The sequence below is a fragment of the Bacillus sp. F19 genome (assembly GCA_023823795.1).
GTDB lineage: Bacteria > Bacillota > Bacilli > Bacillales > Bacillaceae > Bacillus_P.
Genome location: CP085710.1, coordinates 3052096 through 3072403 on the forward strand (window position 1 = coordinate 3052096; position 20308 = coordinate 3072403).

The 20308-nt window shown below is 36.6% G+C and carries 8 protein-coding genes; 1 reads left to right on the top strand and 7 read right to left on the bottom strand.

Features of this window, described 5'->3' with window-relative positions; genetic code table 11:
• From LIT25_15515 to LIT25_15540, 6 genes are all read right to left on the bottom strand, one after another.
• Nucleotides 1–4485, bottom strand: a complete 4485-nt coding sequence (locus LIT25_15515) for an amino acid adenylation domain-containing protein (GenBank protein USK32034.1) — start codon at nucleotides 4483–4485, stop codon at nucleotides 1–3.
• 4 nt (nucleotides 4486–4489) lie between these two features.
• Nucleotides 4490–8737 (bottom strand): acyltransferase domain-containing protein, encoded by a 4248-nt coding sequence (locus LIT25_15520; GenBank protein USK32035.1) that lies wholly within the window; start codon nucleotides 8735–8737, stop codon nucleotides 4490–4492.
• Nucleotides 8727–14492, bottom strand: coding sequence for an amino acid adenylation domain-containing protein (locus LIT25_15525; GenBank protein ID USK32036.1), 5766 nt, complete (start codon nucleotides 14490–14492; stop codon nucleotides 8727–8729). Before LIT25_15525 ends, LIT25_15520 begins: the two co-directional genes overlap by 11 nt.
• Nucleotides 14473–15201 (bottom strand): thioesterase, encoded by a 729-nt coding sequence (locus LIT25_15530; GenBank protein USK32037.1) that lies wholly within the window; start codon nucleotides 15199–15201, stop codon nucleotides 14473–14475. The genes LIT25_15525 and LIT25_15530 overlap by 20 nt, the downstream gene beginning before the upstream one ends.
• Before the next feature lie 190 nt (nucleotides 15202–15391).
• On the bottom strand, nucleotides 15392–16405 hold the full coding sequence (locus LIT25_15535; GenBank protein ID USK32038.1) for a fatty acid desaturase family protein: 1014 nt from the start codon (nucleotides 16403–16405) through the stop codon (nucleotides 15392–15394).
• A 256-nt stretch (nucleotides 16406–16661) separates the two neighbouring features.
• Nucleotides 16662–17690, bottom strand: a complete 1029-nt coding sequence (locus LIT25_15540; GenBank protein ID USK32039.1) for a beta-lactamase family protein — start codon at nucleotides 17688–17690, stop codon at nucleotides 16662–16664.
• Between the two features lie 386 nt (nucleotides 17691–18076).
• Here LIT25_15540 and LIT25_15545 point away from each other — a divergent pair, with 386 nt between their 5' ends.
• On the top strand, nucleotides 18077–18793 hold the full coding sequence (locus tag LIT25_15545; protein ID USK32040.1) for a 4'-phosphopantetheinyl transferase superfamily protein: 717 nt from the start codon (nucleotides 18077–18079) through the stop codon (nucleotides 18791–18793).
• Between the two features lie 201 nt (nucleotides 18794–18994).
• On the opposite strand, the gene LIT25_15550 is transcribed toward LIT25_15545, so the two are convergent.
• Complete coding sequence (locus LIT25_15550; protein USK32041.1) at nucleotides 18995–20200, bottom strand: Ger(x)C family spore germination protein; 1206 nt, start codon at nucleotides 20198–20200, stop codon at nucleotides 18995–18997.
• Nucleotides 20201–20308 lie beyond the last annotated feature (108 nt).

The window sequence follows — 20308 nt, forward strand, 5'->3', positions numbered from 1 at the left end:
TCATAGGTTAAATATATTTTCCAGCTCTTCACTTGAGAGGTTTGCAGTTTCGAAATCAGATGGAGTAAATTCAGTATGATTCTTTTGGCAACAATGTTGAATCAAAGCTCTTAATTGACTCGTGTAAGCTCTAACAAAATCCGATATGGTTTCAGTTTTAAATTTGTTTCGGCTATATGTGATTGATAAATTTAACTTTTTATCCACTGTGTATGCAACGATATCCACCAAACAATCCATTGCATTTGAATAACAGTTATCTCGGCCAGAGTATTCCTCCGCAAATTCAAATATTCCATTTGAAAATGAAGCATTAAAATCACCTAGATAGTTAAATCGGACGTATTTTTGATTGTCAAACCTCCATTCATCCGAAATGTATTTCAAAACTCCATGACTCAAACCTTTACTAGGAATACTGCGCAATTGATCCTTTAATTGCTTGATCTGCTGCGATATATCTGTTTTTTCCACCTTCAAAAGAATTGGATATAAGCTCGTAAACCATCCAACAGTTCTTGATACATCTATTTCCTCAGATAAGTCTTCACGCCCATGCCCTTCAACTTCAATGATCACTTCATTCTTTTTGATATAGTCAGACAACACCATTGACAGTGCTATAATCATCAATTCGTCAGCTTTTGTTCGATAGGCTTCATTTGCTTTTTGAAAAAGTTGTGCCGTTTCTTCTTCTGTTAATTTTTGATCCATTTTCTCGCAAAACTCCATGCGATCAGGTCCTAAGTCAAAGTCTAAAAATGTTTCCTCCCGAGATTGATAAACATGATTCCAATATTGTTTGTCCTTGTCGGGGATTTTTTCGCTTAATTTTTCCAATTCAATTCCCCAATCTTGCACCGAATTGTTTTTTGGCGGCAATAAAGCAATCTCCTTATTCTCCATCTGTAAATATAATCGGTTCATATCTTCAAAGATAATACGCCAAGATATCCCGTCTACAGCCAAATGATGTGCCGCCATCAAAAATCTTTTACCCTGATTCCCCAGATCGAATATACACGCTTTAAGCAGAATATCGTTTTCAATATTAAAGCTCGATTTTAACATTTCTCCAATTTCAGCTATATGAACGTTCTGATCTTGCACCGAATAGCATGATAAATCAAAGAATTTCAATTCAAACTTATGATCGAGATGTTTCTCGTTATAATATAACTTCTCCGTTTGGATCATATAATTCAATCGGAAAGAGTCATGATGGCAAACCAATAATTGTAGAGCAGATTCAAGCATTTGCATGTTAATATCATCTTTCACCTTCAATAATACAGACTGCGAATAATGATGGATGTTATCTAAGTTTTGTGAGAAAAACCAAGATGCAGATGGAAGTGACTGAATACTGCCAACGCATGGTTGATTTCTCCCATGCAATTTTTTACCTGTTGTTTCTAAATGTAAAGCCATGTCTTCAATTACAGGATTAGACAAAATATCTTTTGTCTTAATTTTTAGTCCTTTCTCACTTAGCCTGGAAGCTATCTGAATTGCTTTGATTGAATCTCCGCCTAGATGATAAAAGTTGTCCCGCATACGCACTTTATCTACATGTAACACCTGACGGATGACACATACTAGATCTTCTTCTATTGCAGCTTCAGTTGCTCGGCGTTTCGCAATTACAGGTTTAGGTAACGCATCCCTATCAACTTTTGCGTTAATTGTCAGTGGAATTTCTTTCAATGGAATAAAATGCGCAGGAATCATATATGCCGGCATAATTTTTTCAAAAAATCTGAATAATTCGGAAGCAGTGACCTCATTTTTCTCTATGTAATAAGCACAAAGATAACGATTTCCATCATGGTCCTCCCGATCGACCACTACTGCATCCCTGATACTCGGATGGTTTAATAAATTTCTTTCAATTTCGCCTAGTTCTATGCGAAAACCGCGGACTTTAATTTGATTATCGGCTCTTCCCAGAAATTCAATCTTGCTCTCATCGATAAACCTGGCTAAGTCACCTGATCTATACATCCGCTCTCCTGCAGAAAACGGATTCATAATAAATCTATCACGTGTCAAATCTAGTCTGTTTAGATAACCCCTCGCAACGCCGTCTCCTGAAATATAGATTTCCCCTACAGCACCCATTGGCACATGACGGAGATCAGAGTCTAACAAGTATATCTTCATATTTTGTGCAGGCATGCCAATTGGTACCGATGTTCCTATATCCTTTTCAACATCGAATTGATGAATCATACACCCGACAACTGTTTCTGTAGGTCCGTATTCATTGAATATTTTGATATCTCCGCCGAAGCGATTCTGAATGCTTTTAGCAAGGCTTACCGTTAAATCTTCTCCTCCAACAATAAACTTTTTGATTGAACTTACCCCTGACTCCACATCTTGTAAGAGGGATAAATGGGATGGAGTTAATTTGATAATACTTACTTTGCCTTCCCTAAGCATTTTATATAGGACATGTTCGTTTTCGTCAGCAGGATAAATGACAATCCGATTGCCGCTAATTAGTGGGGTAAATATAGATGTAACCGTGAGATCAAAAGCAAGAGAAGAATATAAAGGAAAAATTTCGTCTTGACTTGATCCCACATATACGTTCTTTGCCCAACAAGTATAGTTAACCAATCCTTGATGCTCGATCAACGTCCCTTTAGGAGTTCCAGAAGAACCCGATGTGTATATGATGTACGCGAGGTCAGATGGGTCACTCAGAGTCTTAATATTAGAAGACTTACCCATATATAGATTTGCCGACTGAAGCTGAACAACTTCCACTTTGTTTGGGGAAATGTTCCATCGATTTGAGGTATCAAAGTTAGTCAGCAGCATAGAAATACCCGAATCTTCCAGCATATAATTGATTCGTTCAGATGGATAGTCAGGATCGAGAGGTAAGTATGCTGCTCCAGCTTTCACAATCCCTATAATTCCAATGATTGTTTCCAGAGAGTGCTTGGTTGATATACCGACAATTGTGCCTTTTTTCACATTTTTCTTTAATAGATACCTCGCCAATTGATTCGATTTTTCATTTAATTCACGATAGGTAAGTTCCTCGTTTTCCAAGCTAAGGGCAACTCTGTCAGGGGTCCTTGCTGCCTGCTCTTCAAAAAGCTGGTAAATAGTCTTATCCTTAGGGTAATCCGTATCCGTTGCATTGAATTCGTATATTAATTTATTCCTTACGTCTTCTGATAAAAGTTCCAGTTCCCCAAGCTTTCTATCAGGAAATTGAAGCATTTGATCTGCTAAATGGGTGAAGTAAAGATACATTTGTTCTATTTGTTTTTCTTCATATTTTTGGATCTTATAGTCGATATCTAAATTGAATCCTCCTGATTTAGACCACTCTCGAATAATCAGCTGGAGCGAATAAATCTGATTGCCGTTGTAGAATTCTTCATTTTCTACTGGAATTCCATCAAGTTCATTCGGAAGGTTTGTGTTGTAATAATTAATACATGTATCAAACAAATCACCATAGCCTTTTTTCTTCAATTCCAAATCTTGTACAAGTAAATTGTAAGGATATTTTTGATGGTAATAACAGCGAATTAATTCACGGTTAATATCCTTGATAAATTCTCGAACCGTCATTTCCACATCGACAGTGTGTCGGAAGGGCATAGTACTCGTTAACATCCCTACGATATTTTTTTCTTTTTTCCCGGATCGATTAAGTACTGGCATTCCAACAATCAAATCCTCCTGCTTCGTTAATTTTTGAAGGTAGATATAATACAAACCAACAAAAAAAGCATACACAGAAACATTGTGGTCAGCAGCAAATTGTTTGATTCCATTAGATTGACTATTCGGAAAACAGTATGTCTTTCTATTCCCCTCTGAACATTCTAACTCCCTCTTCTGAATCGGAATTGGAAGTGTGTTGAATTTCTCATTCCAAAATTGTTTATTCTTCACAAATCGCTGAGATGCTAAGTATGTTTGTTCTTTTTTGAGACAGAGAGTATAAGAGTCTCTGTGTTGATCGGTTAATTTTTCACCTTTCAAAAGCCTCATATACGTATCGAAAATCTGTTCGGTTAAAAGATTCATAGACCATCCATCAGAAATTATATGATGGACCTTAACAAAGTAGCCGCCATCGTTGGTATCTCGCACTTTAAACATTGCAAAATCGAATAGGTCGCATTCATGAATAGTAAAAGGTTTCCCCGCCTCTTGTTGAACCCAGGTGTCCAAATCCTCCCGACAATTAAAAACAACATTAAGCAAGTCTTTCTTATGGTATTTCTTCACGTATTGCCGTACTTCCCCGTCTGTTTCTATAAAACGATGTCTGATTCCGTCGTTATTTTTCACAAAACAATTAATTGCTTTCTCCAGGAAGATAAAATCCAGCTCCCCTTTTATCGTTACTACTCCACCAATATTATGCAATGGTTGATGAGCGTTGATTTTCTCCATATACCAAATTCTTTTTTGGGGATGAGTTAGCGAAAAATACTCTGTACGATTCATATAATCACCACTTTATATTTTTTGATTTAGAGAAAAAGTTCACCTGCTGACCATACTCTATCATTTTCCTTACCAATTGATTATTTATATCATTCCATATAAAACCAGTTCTGCTTAGCAACATATTTGTTTTATCAGCAGTGATATGGAAAACTGTTTGCTCAGCATCATCAAATACTTCCAATTCTTCTCCTATGCTATGCAGCTGTAAGTTATAAATAGCTGATGCATGTCGATCGGCTTGCTTTTCATCAAAGATAAAATCTAAAAATTTGTCAATTGACGTTTCTTTCACATCAATATTCAATTTTGGAGTAGTTAGAAGATCCGATAGACTCATATGATTTGGATTAAAGATATGGTGAGTTTCATTCATTAATTCTTCTTTATCAAACAGACTGATAATTGCTCGACTAACATCATCAACGCATGAAAAATCTGTATCTCTTTCCATTTCTGGAACCAGACCAATTTCTATATATGATTTCATCATAGAATATAAAGCGTTCTGCTCTATGTTCTCTTGAAACCTACCAGATTTAGAATCAAAACCGATATTTCCTACTCGAAAAATGTTTACGTTTACTCCTTTTCCCCTTGCCTCAATAACAATCTTTTCAGCTTCTAGCTTTGTTTTTGGGTAAGGATTTTCAATAATTTGTCCCAAATCATTATCGTATTCCGTATACAATATATCTTTTTTGTTTTTCACTGTACCGGAAGCTACAGCCAATGTAGAAATATGGTTAACATCTTTCTTTACTCCCGTGAGTGAAAAATCCATTAAATTTCTCGTAGCCAATACGTTCGCTTCGAAGGATATATCGTAGTTTCCATAATGACTAACATTACCAGCTGAATGGATAACACATTGGATCGTTTCACTAAGATATTGATAATTACTCATATCCAAGCCCAAATCATTTCTTGCCAGGTCACCACTGTAAACAAAAATTCTTTGTTTAAACTTGTCATAAAAGAATGGATCAAAATAAGAACAAATTTTTTCTTTCATGCGATTTTCTGCTTCTATCTGATTCTTGCTTCTTACAATGAGGTGAACATTGCTATCTGATTTCGTTAATAAATCACGCAGCAAGTAAACTCCCAAATATCCTGTAGTTCCTGTTATTAGAATCTCTTTATAGTTCAGTTGATAAAAAAGATTTGCTTCCTCATATCTTCTGTTTTTGTCATCGTATAAACGGCGTGTTTCTTCAATTCCCCTAATTTTATCCTCTACTAAGCGGTGCCTTTCCCTCCTTGCAACAAGGTAACTTGTTAACACATGTTTATCGACCTTATTCTTCTCTCCCTTAAATGTGATATGCTGTGCTAGTTCAGACGCACTGGGATATTCAAATAAATGATTAATAGAGATATCAAAATCCTTCTGTAATCTGGCGACAACATTGACTGCGGTCAGTGAGCTGCCTCCAATTTCAAAAAAATCAGCATGAGGACTTATATTTTCCAATCCAGTAACTTCCATATATGACTCTATAATTTTTTGCTCCTTATCATCTTTAGGGGCAATATGCTGCTTCGATTCTGCTACGAGTTCACTTTGAGGTAAGGACGCACTCTCTCGGCTTTTTAAATCCTTAGATATACTAAAGAACTGCCGATCAAAAGGATATGTAGGTAACGGAACCCGATGTCTTCTTTCTTGTGAAAAGTATTTCGGCCAATCTATCTTTACACCATAAATGTACAGCTTACCAATATTTTGAAGCAAAAACTTATCATCAGAGACTCTCTCCTTGGAATGCCGTACAGTGTTTACAATCTCAAGTTCAGATTCTTCCTGCTCTTGTTGTCTAACCAATGCACTTAAAGCTCTTCCAGGTCCGACCTCGACAAAAATGTTTTCCGAACCTGTTATTAGATGCTTGATACCGTCAGAAAACCTAACTGTTTGCCGCAGATGATTTACCCAATAATCGGAGCTGGTTGCTTGGCTTGCGGTAATCCACTCTCCTGTGACGTTAGAAATATATGGGATATTCGGATGATGAAGGTCAATTTCTTTAATCTTCTCTTTATACGCACCTAAGATCGGATCCATCATGGATGAGTGAAAGGCATGAGAAGTTGACAGTTTAATAAATTTAAAGCCTTCATGATTCAATCTGGTCTCCAAAATATTAATTTCTTCATCAGAACCCGAAACAACACATGATAATGGACCATTCTCGGCGGCAATGGATAAATCACGACTCATTAATGGTAAAATGTCATTTTGCGAAGCCTTTACGCTTACCATACTTCCCTTAGGTAATTGCTGCATTAAGATCCCACGTCCATAAACCAGCTTAAGTGCGTGCTTTAGGGATAATACCCCTGACAAGCAAGCAGCTACATATTCTCCTATGCTGTGCCCGATCATGCCATCAGGACGAATACCCCATCCCATTAACATTTTTGCCAATGAGTATTCAAAAATAAATATTGCAGGTTGAGTATTAGATGTCTGATTGATCGCGTCACTTGCTCTAGCTTCTGAATCCGAGGGATATAATAATTCCAACCAATTGACGCCACTAATTTCCTCTAAAATTTGGCAGCAACGATTAAGTTCTTCCCGAAATATCTTTTCTTCTCTGTACAAATCCAACCCCATATTTACATACTGTGCCCCTTGTCCAGGAAACATGAATATTATTTGCTTACTTTCGCCATCATAAATTTTGGTCTGAACTTTAACAGGGTTCATACTGAAAAGTTCACGCTTAGCTTCCTCTATATCAGAAACTACCAGCATTCTTCGATGTTTTAAACTTTTTCTACCATTTAAAAGAGTAAAGGCCACATCGGCCAAATTCACATTAGGGTCTTGGTTCAAGTAATCTGCCATCTTTTTTGTCTGTTCCTCAAGAGACTTTTCCGTTTGTGCAGAAAAGGAAAGTAATTGATATCTTCTTCCTCTATCCGAAGCCTCTATATCCGGAGCTTCCTCAAGCACTACATGGGCATTTGTGCCTCCCATACCAAACGAACTTATTCCAGCTCTTAAAGGAAACTCGGAGTTCTTCCATTCCGTCAATTTATTGTTTACGTAAAACGGGCTATTATCAAAGTCAATTTTCTCATTTGGTTTCTCGTAGTTAATATTTGGTGGAATCATTCGGTGTTTTAAAGAAACTGCCGTTTTAATCAAACCTGCCACACCTGCGGCGTTATCGAGATGACCTATATTCGCTTTGACAGATCCGATGCCACAAAACCCTTGTTTTCTTGTGTTAAACGCCAGTTTTAAAGCTTCAATCTCAATTGGATCGCCTAACATGGTTCCAGTACCATGGGCCTCTACATAAGATATGCTTTCGGGTTCCACTTCTGCCATGAGATGGGCTGCCTTGATAACGTCAGCTTGTCCTTCAACACTGGGTGCGGTAAAGCTGACCTTATTTGAACCGTCATTATTTACTGCAGATCCTTTCACGATAGCATGGATAAAATCTCCGTCAGCAACAGCATCTTCCAGCCGTTTCAATACAACGATTCCAGCGCCATTACCATTAACCGTTCCCCTAGCATTTGCATCAAAAGGTCTACAATGCCCATCTGGTGAAAGAATCATACCATCCTGATAGAAATGGCCCCTTTTCTCAGGTAATGTGAGGGAGACGCCCCCAGCCAAAGCCATGTCACAATCACCGCTTAAAAGAGCTTGACTTGCCAAGTGAACGGCAACCAAGGATGATGAACACGCAGTTTGAACAGTGTAGCTTGGGCCTTTCAAGTTCAATTGATGTGACAATCTTGTACTGAAGAATTGTGAACCATTCAACAATTCTGCTTCTTTTATAAAGTCATGTGCTTGATGGTAAACCGTGTCAATCCAATACAAGTTTGTTGAGCTTCCAATATAAGTACCCACCAGACCTTTAAAGGTATCGGAACAGTAGCCGCTGTTCTCCAATGCTTCCCAAGCACATTCGTGTAAAATTTTTAACTGTGGATCCATTACTTCTGCTTCCCTGGGTGAGTACTTAAACAAATGAGTATCAAACCATTCTGTGCCAGTGATGGATCCTCCAGCCTTTACGTAATTGGGACTCTGGATTGTTTCTTGGTCAATTCCTGCTTCCCGCAACTCCTCATCTGAGAAAAAGGATACCGATTCTTTGCCGGTCTTCAAATTTTCCCAGAACGTATTTATATTATTTCCTCCAGGAAATCTGCATGACATCCCGACAATAGCAATTTCCATACCGTTTCTAACCGATAGTTGCGGACTATGATTCATTCCAATCCCTCTTTCTTAGCCTTCTGTTCTTTAGCCTGTTTTTCGATTCCTCCATCACTTGTACTCGATTTAGATTCGTTTTTTCTGGTGCCTCATTAATCAGTTTTAATTGTTGGGCCAAAGAATAAATGGTGGTGTGTCTGAATAACGCCACTACAGGTAAGTCGATGTTTAATTCTTCTTTCAACCGCTCATTTACTTGAACAATATTAAGGGAATTTCCACCAAGCTCGAAAAAATGATCATGGATACCTACTTTGTTTACACCAAGTACCTGTTTCCATATATCCGCTATAGTTATTTCTATATGTGTTCCAGGTGCCTTATAAGAGGTTCCTGACAACATATAGTCCTCGTCTTTTCTTTTTTGCAGCGCTCTTACGTCAATTTTGTCACTGTTGGTTAAGGGCATACTTTCCAACTTTACAAAATGTGATGGGATCATGTAATCTGGCAACTTATTTTTCAAGAATTCTCTTAATTCTGCGGTTTTAACATCTTGATTTGTAATCAAATACGCACACAAGTAACTTTCATCACTCTGATTCTGTTTTGCAATGACAACCGCATCCTTAACGGAGCTATGGTTTAAAATATGCTCTTTTATTTCATCCGGCTCAACTCGGACTCCTTTAATCTTTACCTGGTGGTCAATTCTTCCGATATACTCAATGTTCCCATTTGGAAGCCACCTGGCAAGATCCCCAGTTTTATACATTCTTTTACCCGGAACAAATGGATCGGAGACAAAACGTTCATTTGTCAAATCTGGTTTATTGATATATCCTCTCCCTACGCCTGCACCAGCGATACATAACTCCCCAGTTGCACCTAGGGGTACGGGACGATGATCTTGGTCTAAAATATATGCTCGATAGTTGTTTAAAGGTTTACCTATAGGCAAGCTCGAACCTTCTTCTTTTTCGTTGCAAATATAAAGTGTTGAAAAGATCGTTGTCTCGGTTGGACCATAAAGATTAATAATTTGATCGGCATTAACAGCACTTCGTAATTCATCGTAAAGATTCTTTGTGAAGACCTCACCTGCTACAAAGACGTAGCGAAGACGCTGATTTGTAGAAGTACTATTTATCAAAACCTTCAAATGGGCGGGTACAGCACCCAGCATATTGATTTTGTTTTGCTCAATAAAGCTCCAAAGTTTCCTCGGTTCAGCAACCAACTCTTCCTCAGGAATATACAATTTTCCTCCTGACAGGATCGGGAGAAAAATCTGCTGTACGGAAACATCGAAAGAAACTTTCGCAAGCAGCAAATGATGAAACTCTTGGTCAAACTGCATGTTTTCGATCAATCCAACCAGCTGATTGGCAAGATTTCTGTGCTCGATCATAACACCTTTTGGATTCCCAGTTGTTCCGGACGTATAAATCACATATGCCAAGTCGTCGGTTTGATTTATGTTTTCAAGGGTTGAATCATCTTCTTTACAGATCGTTTCATCATCCAGTCCCACAACTTCCTGTTCAAAAGTAAACTTTCCCTTCAAATGATGCTGCGTCAGGATTAGCTGACAATTGCTGTCTTTCAATAGATATTCTATCCTGCTTATCGGAAAGCCCGGATCGATTGGCAAAAATGCGCCTCCTGCCTTTAACACCCCGAGAACTCCTATGACCATTTCCAAGGAAGGCTCAGCAATAATTCCGACGATGTTATTTCTTTGCACTCCTTTTGTTCTTAAAATGCGGGCCAGTTGATTGGCTTTCGAATCAAGCTCAGAGTAAGAGAGTGTAATCTCCTTACATACGACAGCAGTTTCCGATTTTGTCTCTTTCACCTGATTCTCAAATATCTCTTGCACCGTCATTTGATATGAGAATTCTGCATCCGTATTGTTGAATCCTGAGAGAATGGTTTGCTTTTCTAGTTCGGACATTATCTGAATATCTTGCAACAGCATATTCACACTTTGGGTAATTTCATCAAGCAAACGCATAAAATGGTCGGCCATTCTTTGTACTGTTTCTTTCATAAAAACATTCGTACGAAACTTGAATTTCAAATCAATGCTATTGTTCGTTTCCATTGCATGAATGAACATATCAAATTGAGTCATGTTGCTATCTACCGGGAATTTACGGAAGGACAATTCTCCAGTATCCTTGAAGAAATTCTCATTGCTGTCTAGAGAAAACATAATGTCAAACATCGGATTTCTACCAAGATTTCGATGAACGCCTAATTGATCTATCAACACTTCAAACGGATATTCTTCATGATCCAGCGCTTTCAGCGTAGTATTCTTCACTTCATTCAAAAACTTCCGAAATGTTTTTTCACGACATGGAAAGTTTCTCATTACCACAGTATTAACAAACATGCCGATAACACCTTCCAAACCTGGACGGGATCTACATGCAGTCGGTGAACCAACTGTAATATCTTCTTGACCTGTATATTTGAAAAACAACACATTCAAAGCAGAAAGTAACACCATATATAGGGTTGTCCCATTCTCCGCTGCTACTCTTCTTAAGCGTGATGTCAAATCATGACTTGCAGTAACTAATACATGATCCCCTTCATAATTTTGCAAGGGACGACGTGGGTAATCAGTATTTAACTCTAGTATGGGAATTCCTTCTTTAAACAGGTCTAACCAATACTCCTCTTTTCTCTTAAAATCATCAGTCTGAAAAAATTCCTCCTGCCATACTGCGTAGTCTCTATACTGTATCTTAGCCTGAGGCAAGTTTTTATCTAAATAGGAATCAGAAAATTCCTCCATAATAATATCCATGGATATACCATCAAAAACAATATGATGAGCATCAGTCAACAGCAAATGCTTATTTTCTCCAATCTTAATAACCGTTACTCTAAAAAGAGGAGGTCTTTCCAGGTTAAAAGGCTTGACTAAACTCTTAACAAATTCCATTAGTCTATCTTTCGGAGCTTCCACAAAATCGACAATAACATCTAATCTAGGATGAACAGACTGTACCAGTTGTCCATCGACAAAAGAAAATGATGTGCGCAAAGATTCATGACGATCAACGAGCTTCTGGAAAACGATCACCAACTTATCAGGATTAAGATTACCTTCTATAATTATTGAAGATGGCAAATTATAAGCCACTGAGTCTCGATTAAGCTGCCACATGATAAATAATCTTTTCTGCTGTGATGAGACGGGATAGTATTCTCTTTCTTTGACAGCTAAAACGGCTGAGCTCTTATGTTGTTTTAGCTTAGTAATTAGAGTAACAACTTCTTTTATGGTTGGTTGCTTAAACATTTCGCTTAATTGCAGATTTGTTTCAAATACTTGGTTTATCTTCAGTACAATTGAAGCAGCCTTTAACGAATGGCCGCCTAATTCAAAGAAGTTATCATAAACTCCTATTCTTTCAATATTAAGAACTTCTTCCCAGATACCCGCGATAATTCTTTCCAGTTCACCTTCAGGTGCGACATAACTTGAGCTTGACGCATTATCCAAATCAGGCACTGGCAGTGCTTTTCGATCAATTTTTCCATTTTGATTGAGAGGCATTTTATTCAGTTGAGTGAAATAAGCTGGTACCATGAAATCTGGCAACCTTTTAATTAGGTAATTTCTTAATTCCGAATTCGCTATTTCCCCATTGGCAACAAAATAAGCACTTAACTCTTTTGTACCAAGAGTATCTTCCATCGCAACAACAACTGCTTCCTCCACATCTTGGTGTTTCAAAAGGCAATTCTCAATTTCCCCTACTTCTACCCGAAAGCCTCTTATCTTTGTAAGATTGTCTATTCTTCCAATAAATTCAATATTCCCGTCAGGCATCCACCTCGCCATATCCCCAGTTTTATAAACTTTTTTCCCGGGAATATGCGGAAACTCCACAAACTTTTCTTTAGTTAAAACTGGTGCATTGTAATAACCCTGTGACAATCCGACCCCAGCAATACATAATTCTCCTGTTATACCAATAGGCAAGAGGTCCATTTCTTGATTAACAATGTATAGTTCCACATTATTGAGTGGCTTTCCGATAGGAATTGTTTTCTGTTGTTTTAATTCTTGATTGCTGATTCGGTAGAAGGAGGCAATATCCGTACACTCAGTAGGTCCATAAGTATTTACTATTTCACTTTTAAAGTTGGATGACTCCGCCAATGGTTTCAACTTTTTACAATTAATAGATTCACCGCCTAAGAAGACATGTTTCAGTGATGTTAACCTGCAGTAATCCGATTCTTCATTATAATCAACCAATGGATAAAAACCGCTTGGTGTACAATTTATTGTTGTAATTTTATGAAAATCAATATAGTCTGACATTTTATTATAATCGTACATACCTGGCTCAAAGAGGTGTAATCGTCCTCCTCTTATTAATGGAGCAAATAAATTCTTATGCGCCGTGTCGAAACTTATTGGGGCAATTAATAATAGATTGCTGGCTTCATTTATAGCAAATTCATGAGTATACCAGTAGAGCAGGTTTACAAATGAATTTCTTTTTACCATAACCCCTTTAGGCTCACCAGTACTTCCCGAGGTGTAAAGAACATACATTAAACTTTCAGATGAGATTTCCAACTCTAGATTTTTTTCCATAGCTACTGGTGTACCCTTGCCCAACGTTGTATCGATATCAATAAATAGAGTATTCTGATTAATATACTCATGTTGATGATGACTGCATTTCAAAATTATATCTACGTTGGAATTCCCTACAATCTTTTTTATACGTTCATTTGGATAGTTTGGATCAATGGGAAGATAAGCTGCTCCTGCCTTTAAAATTCCTAATATACCGATTGGAAGCTCGAGCGATCTATCCACCATACTTCCTACTAAACAATTTTCTTTGATCCCTAGCTTAACCAATTCATTTGCTATATGGTTCGCTTTTTTATTTAATTCCTGATAAGTTAACTTTTGACCAAGATATACGACTGCTGTCTCGTGAGGAGTTTTTGACACTTGTAATTCAAACAAATCAACAACCGACTTGTCTCTAGGAAAATCTGTAGTAGTTTTGTTAAACTCATAAAGAATTTGATTCCTATCTCTGGATAAAATATCGATTTCAAAAAGGCGAATATTAGGGTTGTCCACCACTGCTCTAAAGAAATGAGTCAGTTGATCTGTAATTTTTCCGATCATTTCTCCTACGGTTCCGTTACAAGTAATACAGCATTCAATAGTGCTTCCATGCCAGGTGAAATTGAAGATCGAGTCGGCATATGAATAATAATTAGAACTGCTGCGCTGAATATTTTCAAGCTGGACAACTGTACGGGGGTTCAGTCTATTGGAGGTTGTAGAATCAAAACCTAGTAATTTTGCTAATTTATCATGTGATACTTTCTGGTTTTTATTGGCATCTGAAATATTTTGCTGCACTTTAAATAGAAGCTCTTTAAATGACATTCCGCTATGGATATCACTTCGTATGATCAGTTGATGATCTTGAAAAGCTGCCCCAGATTTTGATTGAATTACTGGGGTTCCGATTGAGACATCTCCATTACCCGTATATATTGAAAGTAAGTATTTTACCCCGCTCATCAGGATGATGAATAACCCATATTCTGATTGATTACTCATTTTGAGGATTTCACGGGATATTTCACCTGGGAATTTATATGTAAATAACTCACATTTACGATCTTCTAAATCAACTTTATTATTATACTGAGTAAAGCTGCTCATGCTTAAATTCGCAGATAGTTGACTTAACCAAAATTTTTCTTCATCAGTTAACAAATCTTTATTATAAGTATGATGGATCATATAAACCGCCTCTCCCAACCAATGTCAAATTGATCAGATCTATGATATCAATATAATTTTCATTAATAAAAAAGTGTCCTCCTGGATAACCACGGACTTGGCTATCTTTTGAAGTAAAGTCAGTCCATTTTTTCATATCTTCCTCAGTAATATCATCCTGCTTACCGTACATGGCAGTAATACTAGTGTTTAATTTGTATCCTTCTTTACTAAATTCATATTCTTCTATCAATTTAAAGTCAGACCTTAAAATCGGTAAAAATATATCCATTAACTCCTGATTATTAAGAATCTCTTTTGGAGTACCATTTAGTTCAAGTATTTTTTCTTTGAATTCTTTTTCAGGTAAATTATGAACTTTCTTGTCTCTAACATGGTTGGGAGGTTTTATTCCAGACAGAAAAATATGAGCAGGGGAATGAAAGCCTTCGCTTACCATTTTTTTACAAAGTTCATAGGCGATAAGTCCTCCCATGCTATGTCCAAAAAAGGAATATTTTCTTTGGTTTATATAACGATTTATGTTTTCGAATATATCATTTGTGCTATCATTCATATCATGATAGCAACATTCTTGAAATCTCCTTCCTCTCCCTGCATAGTGAATAGGATGCAGCTCAATGCTAGGATGTAAATAATTGCGCCAATTATTATATATTGCCCCAGATCCTCCGGCGTAGGGAAAACAAAAAAGAACCAAATTACTCATTTATTATCCCCTTCCCGAATAAATTGATTTGAATACTAAACTAAAAGGCCCTATAGAGATTAATAAGTTACCCGACACCTCCCAAGGTTTTGTTAAACTAGCCCCCTACTTATATTTATAGAGTGCAATCAGGAAAAACATCTTTGGCAAACCATTAAATTTCTATAAAGCCTATATAAAAGCGTATGAACTATTTGTTCTTTAATTTATTCCAGAATGGTATACGACCTTGAATATCATCAATAACCGATGAGAAACCTGGTGCAGAAGACAAAAAGAAGCCCGTACAATGGTGTGCTTTTTGGTATTCTGAATCTTCTAATAATATAAGGTGAGCCTTCTTTATGTTGTAGTGCGGTACAGCAGGGAAAAGGTGATGAACTAAATGGTATGAATTTCGGTGAGGGTGGATTAGACTGCGCTCAAACCAATTCCCAAAAGAATTTCTTGATGCAAATATCTCCTGTTCAGACTCTAGCCCAGCATGTTCTGCCATTTCAGCCCAATATTTTAACACTTGGAATGTTGTTATAAATGGTACAAACCAAAAAAGGATTAACTCTTGCCAAAAACCAAAAATAATTGAATTAATAATGATAACTCCCCAATATAAAGTTCGGATTACCTGATCCAAACGAGGTTCATCTTTTGCATATGCTGTTACTTTGATCATTCCGATAAGATAGTTGGGCACATGCACCAAGAACAATGGTTTTAAGCAATGATGAATAAAAAACTTCATCCTATTTTCAGGAGGTTTATCCAATCCAACTATTTGATACCTTTGTTTATCGGGGTCTACGTCGCTCCACAAGTATTTGTGGTGACTCATATGACTCTTACAGTATGCTTTATGAGAAATCATAATCGGATAGGCTGCAAAGAAACATGCAACCCACTTATTTAATTTACGGTTTTTAAACAGCATACGATGACTTGACTCATGCATCATGATATCCAAACCACGCATACGGCTGCCGATGATAACGAGACTAATTAAATACATCCAAACAGATGGTATAAAATAATTGAGAACAATTGCCAAGGAGATGATAAACCAATCCAGTCCTATAGCAAAAAAATTATACCAATTATTACGTTGTTGTAAGTCGCGGATTTTTAACATAATTTCTTTCGAAAAACGGTGCTTTTCTAACTCTTGTGGGGGGTTCGTCGCTTCTAATTGGTTAATTTCACTATTCATGTTATTAACTCCTTTTAATAGAAATCAATGATCTTGATTTACGACCTGAATCATTTATTTATAGTTATTTTATAAATACCAATAAACTTCCGAATTTCATCAAAACCCGGAACTGTCTATTACAGATTCAATTTTCTAACCATACCCCCATTATTGATATATACATAAAAATTACCAATAGATAAATAGTCATATATTTCCTTATTCTTTAGGCATCAGAAGAAAGAACATATTTTTTCCAAAATGAATCCTAAATCTATTTTTCAAAAATCAGTTTATCAATCCCAGTTACAATAGGAACTACACTTTGATCAATATTCGACATAATATGAGATTGTATCTTCGATTTTGCATTTACAGAGGAATGAATTCTAACACCTGGATCAAATCCAAATATAAAATATTTGAGCACGTCATCATTTTTCATTGAAATCCAAACCCCATATCCATAATATATATCATTGTTGCTCTTAACATAGGGAGTTAATAACCTATCGGTATACTCTTTACCTAATAGTTTCGCATTTAATAATCCATTCCAAAACTTTGCTAAGTCTAACACGGTTGTAAATGCTCCCCCATCTGGACCTCCTACTATAGGAACGGAATAAATATTTGTTCTCCAATTGTTACCTTCTTCGCTATCAATATATCCTAGTGCCGTCCGTTCAGGCAGTTTATCCATCCGGAAATACCCAGAGTCTGACATATCACAAACTCGAAATATATTTTCCGAAACATACTCTGGAAACGTCATCCCTGTCATTCGTTCTACAATCAACCCAAGTAAAATATATCCTGCATTACTATAAGAAAACTTACTCCCACTATCAAACTTCATAGGATGATCCTGGAACATAGGTAAGAAATCTTTTGGTGATTTAATAGAATACATAGGGACAGCTTTCCATAACTCTTCAAAATCACTCATCACTTCTTCATCGAAATAATCTGGTACTCCTGAGGTATGTGTTAATAGATGGTGAATTGTAACATTTGGATGGAAATGTGGAAATGAGATATCCAGACAATCTTTGAGGCAGGTATCGAAAGTCAAAATCTCTTTCTCAACTAGTTGACATATCGCTACTGAGGTGAAAACTTTACAGCCAGATGCCATTCCAAATCTGGTCCTTGACGTAATGGGGATATGTTCACTTCGATTGGCGTAGCCAAATCCACCCTCAAATATCTTTTTTTCATTTTGAATTAAGATTGCGCCGGAGAATCGTAATCTATCATCATAGTTCATTACAAATTCTTCAATTCTTTCAGAAAGCTCCATTAAATCCGACCTTTCTCATTTTAATATTTACAAATATTTCTATGGTAATTTTAACCTTATCTCCTCTTGCTAGCAAGAGATCTAAAGACCCTAATTTGTCCAGCTTCAACGTTACGATTTGAAAAGTCCTGGGACTTTGTTCTGCTGTCTCCAGATTAAATCAGTGGATATATAGTCACCTCATCAATGGTTTTAGACTTGACCTTGAGATTGGAGAACCTGCATGTTGGATTTAATCTAATTTTTCATAATGATCACCCCTCGATCTCCTAATCAGGAAGTCATATGTTACTTTAGATAGATCTCATAATAATTGAAATATTGGACAACTAATTATAAATTAAGAACATATTAAACCATTTATACTGATATTAGGTGAGGTAGTCATGAAGAAAATTGATAATAATTTAGAAGTTATTGCATTTAAGCTAGGCGATCCACTCCCACACAAATGTATTGAACGGAAACTTAAAGAATTGCCAAACGATGAGAGACAAAGAATTTTAAGATTTCACAAATTGGCAGATCAGCAAAGAACTTTATTGGCTAGTTTATTTATCAGAAAACGTTTGCAAAAATTGTTAGCTTTACCATTGCCTAATCTTCTTATTAGGAGAGATCAAAAAGGGCGTCCATTTCTGGCAGATTTTCACGAATGGAAAGGAGATTTTAATTTATCCCATTCCGGCGAATGGATTATATCTGGAGTTACAACAACTGGGAGAATTGGCGTAGATGTTGAAGAAATTCAACCCATAGATCTGTCCATAATCAAATTATGCTTAACTCAAGAAGAAATCCATTATTTACAAAACATCCCTCCCGAAAAACGGTTATTATTTTTCTTTGAAATTTGGACATTAAAAGAGGCATTTGTTAAGGCAACTGGACAAGGGCTCCAATGTTCTATGGATAGTTTTGGGTTTAATATGGACGCTTGGTCTCAAAATAAAATAACACTAAGAAAAAATGATCTTTCTAGTCAATATCATTTCCGAATATATCAATTAGAGCCAAATTATAATGTTGCTGTTTGTTGTACGGAATTAGAACAAATTAATAATTTAAGAATAAAAATAATGGATCGTTCTGACTTTCTGTAATGTTAAAAAAATGAATTAAGTAAACCAACTACACAAACGATTAAGCAATCATTTTGATTAACAAAAAAGTTCCAATAATAATCAATTATTGGAACTTTTTTAAACCTGATGCAGTCTATAACGGTTAAGCCGTTGGCAGGTATTATCGATTGGACCTGAGTAATCTTCCATTCCATATTTCGCTTCGGTTTAACCTAGTCATTATTTTATGTCTTTCAGAAATGAATTACCAACCGTTCCTATACGCCGTATTTTCACGTCAACTTTAATATTCACAGGTAATTCTTCAAATTCCTTTTCCCAACTTTTTTTTAGTTTTTTCCAAGCTTTCGGTTCTGCCCGATGAACGGCTTCACCAAAACCAAAAATATCTACTTCAAACTCTTCCTGCACTTGTTTGATAGACTGTTCGAACATTTTTTTGGCTCTTTGTTCCTCTATCTTCTCTAATTTTTTAATAATTTCCGGTTTCGTTAGATCAATATTACACTCTACTTCCCCGACATTATATTCTCTGTGAAATTCTATATCTATTTCAGGTTTGCCATTCTTTACTTTGCCTTTTACTTTCGCTTTTGACTTAAGGAGCTGTAAAACGGCTTTCCCCTCTTTAGGACATGATATATTCACAACCGTACTTTTAACTTTATTTGTAACGGCGTTATAAGTTCTGCTCTGTTTGTCATCAAGCCAGCCTATTAATTTATCCTTATCAAATACCGATAAACCGTCAAAAAACAATCGTCCCGGGGAATCGATCATTTCTTCATTCGTTTTGCTTAAAGCGGCCTCTTCATTACCTTTAATACGTGCCTCTATACCTGTTAACACAGGTTGTTTACCTTCGCTTACCAAATCCGCAATCAGGTCGTCTAATGTAACAGAACTTGTCTCTGACCATGCCTTTTCTGATACTTTAAGAGTATCAAACAAATTATTGGCAGGTATCTTTTCTAAAACAGTTGGCACCTTTAGGATACCTTCTGCATTCATTCCCTTTGATACGGCAATATAAAAATCTGAACGCAGTTCCCAGTCCCTGAAAAGCAAATCTAACGGCTTACCAATTCCTTCTTTTGCCAATGACTCTCCAATCACTAGAATTCGAAGGTGTGAAGGATAAATTCTTCTTGGTGATTCCCTTGTCATTTTTCGGATAGCCTCAAATATGGTTTCACCTGTCGCCTGATAGATGACTACTGTTGAACTTCCCCTGCTGCCTCCTTTTGCGGCTACCTCTCCTGGGTTGACTACTTGAGCGGTTACAAGATATTGACCATCCATAGTCTTATCTAATCCAATAGCCAGAGTAATGGCAAGTTCGTTTATCTCACGACGGTTCCAGCAGCCTGTTGTGAATAAAAGAACGATTATCAGTATGATAAGTATTTTAAAACTCCATTTCATAGATTAATCTCCTATCGAACTTTTTCATCAAAAGTGTGCCTAAAAGGCAACCGCCATTTATTCTTACTTATCTCCTTACATTTTTTCTTATCTCCTCTTCACTGCCTT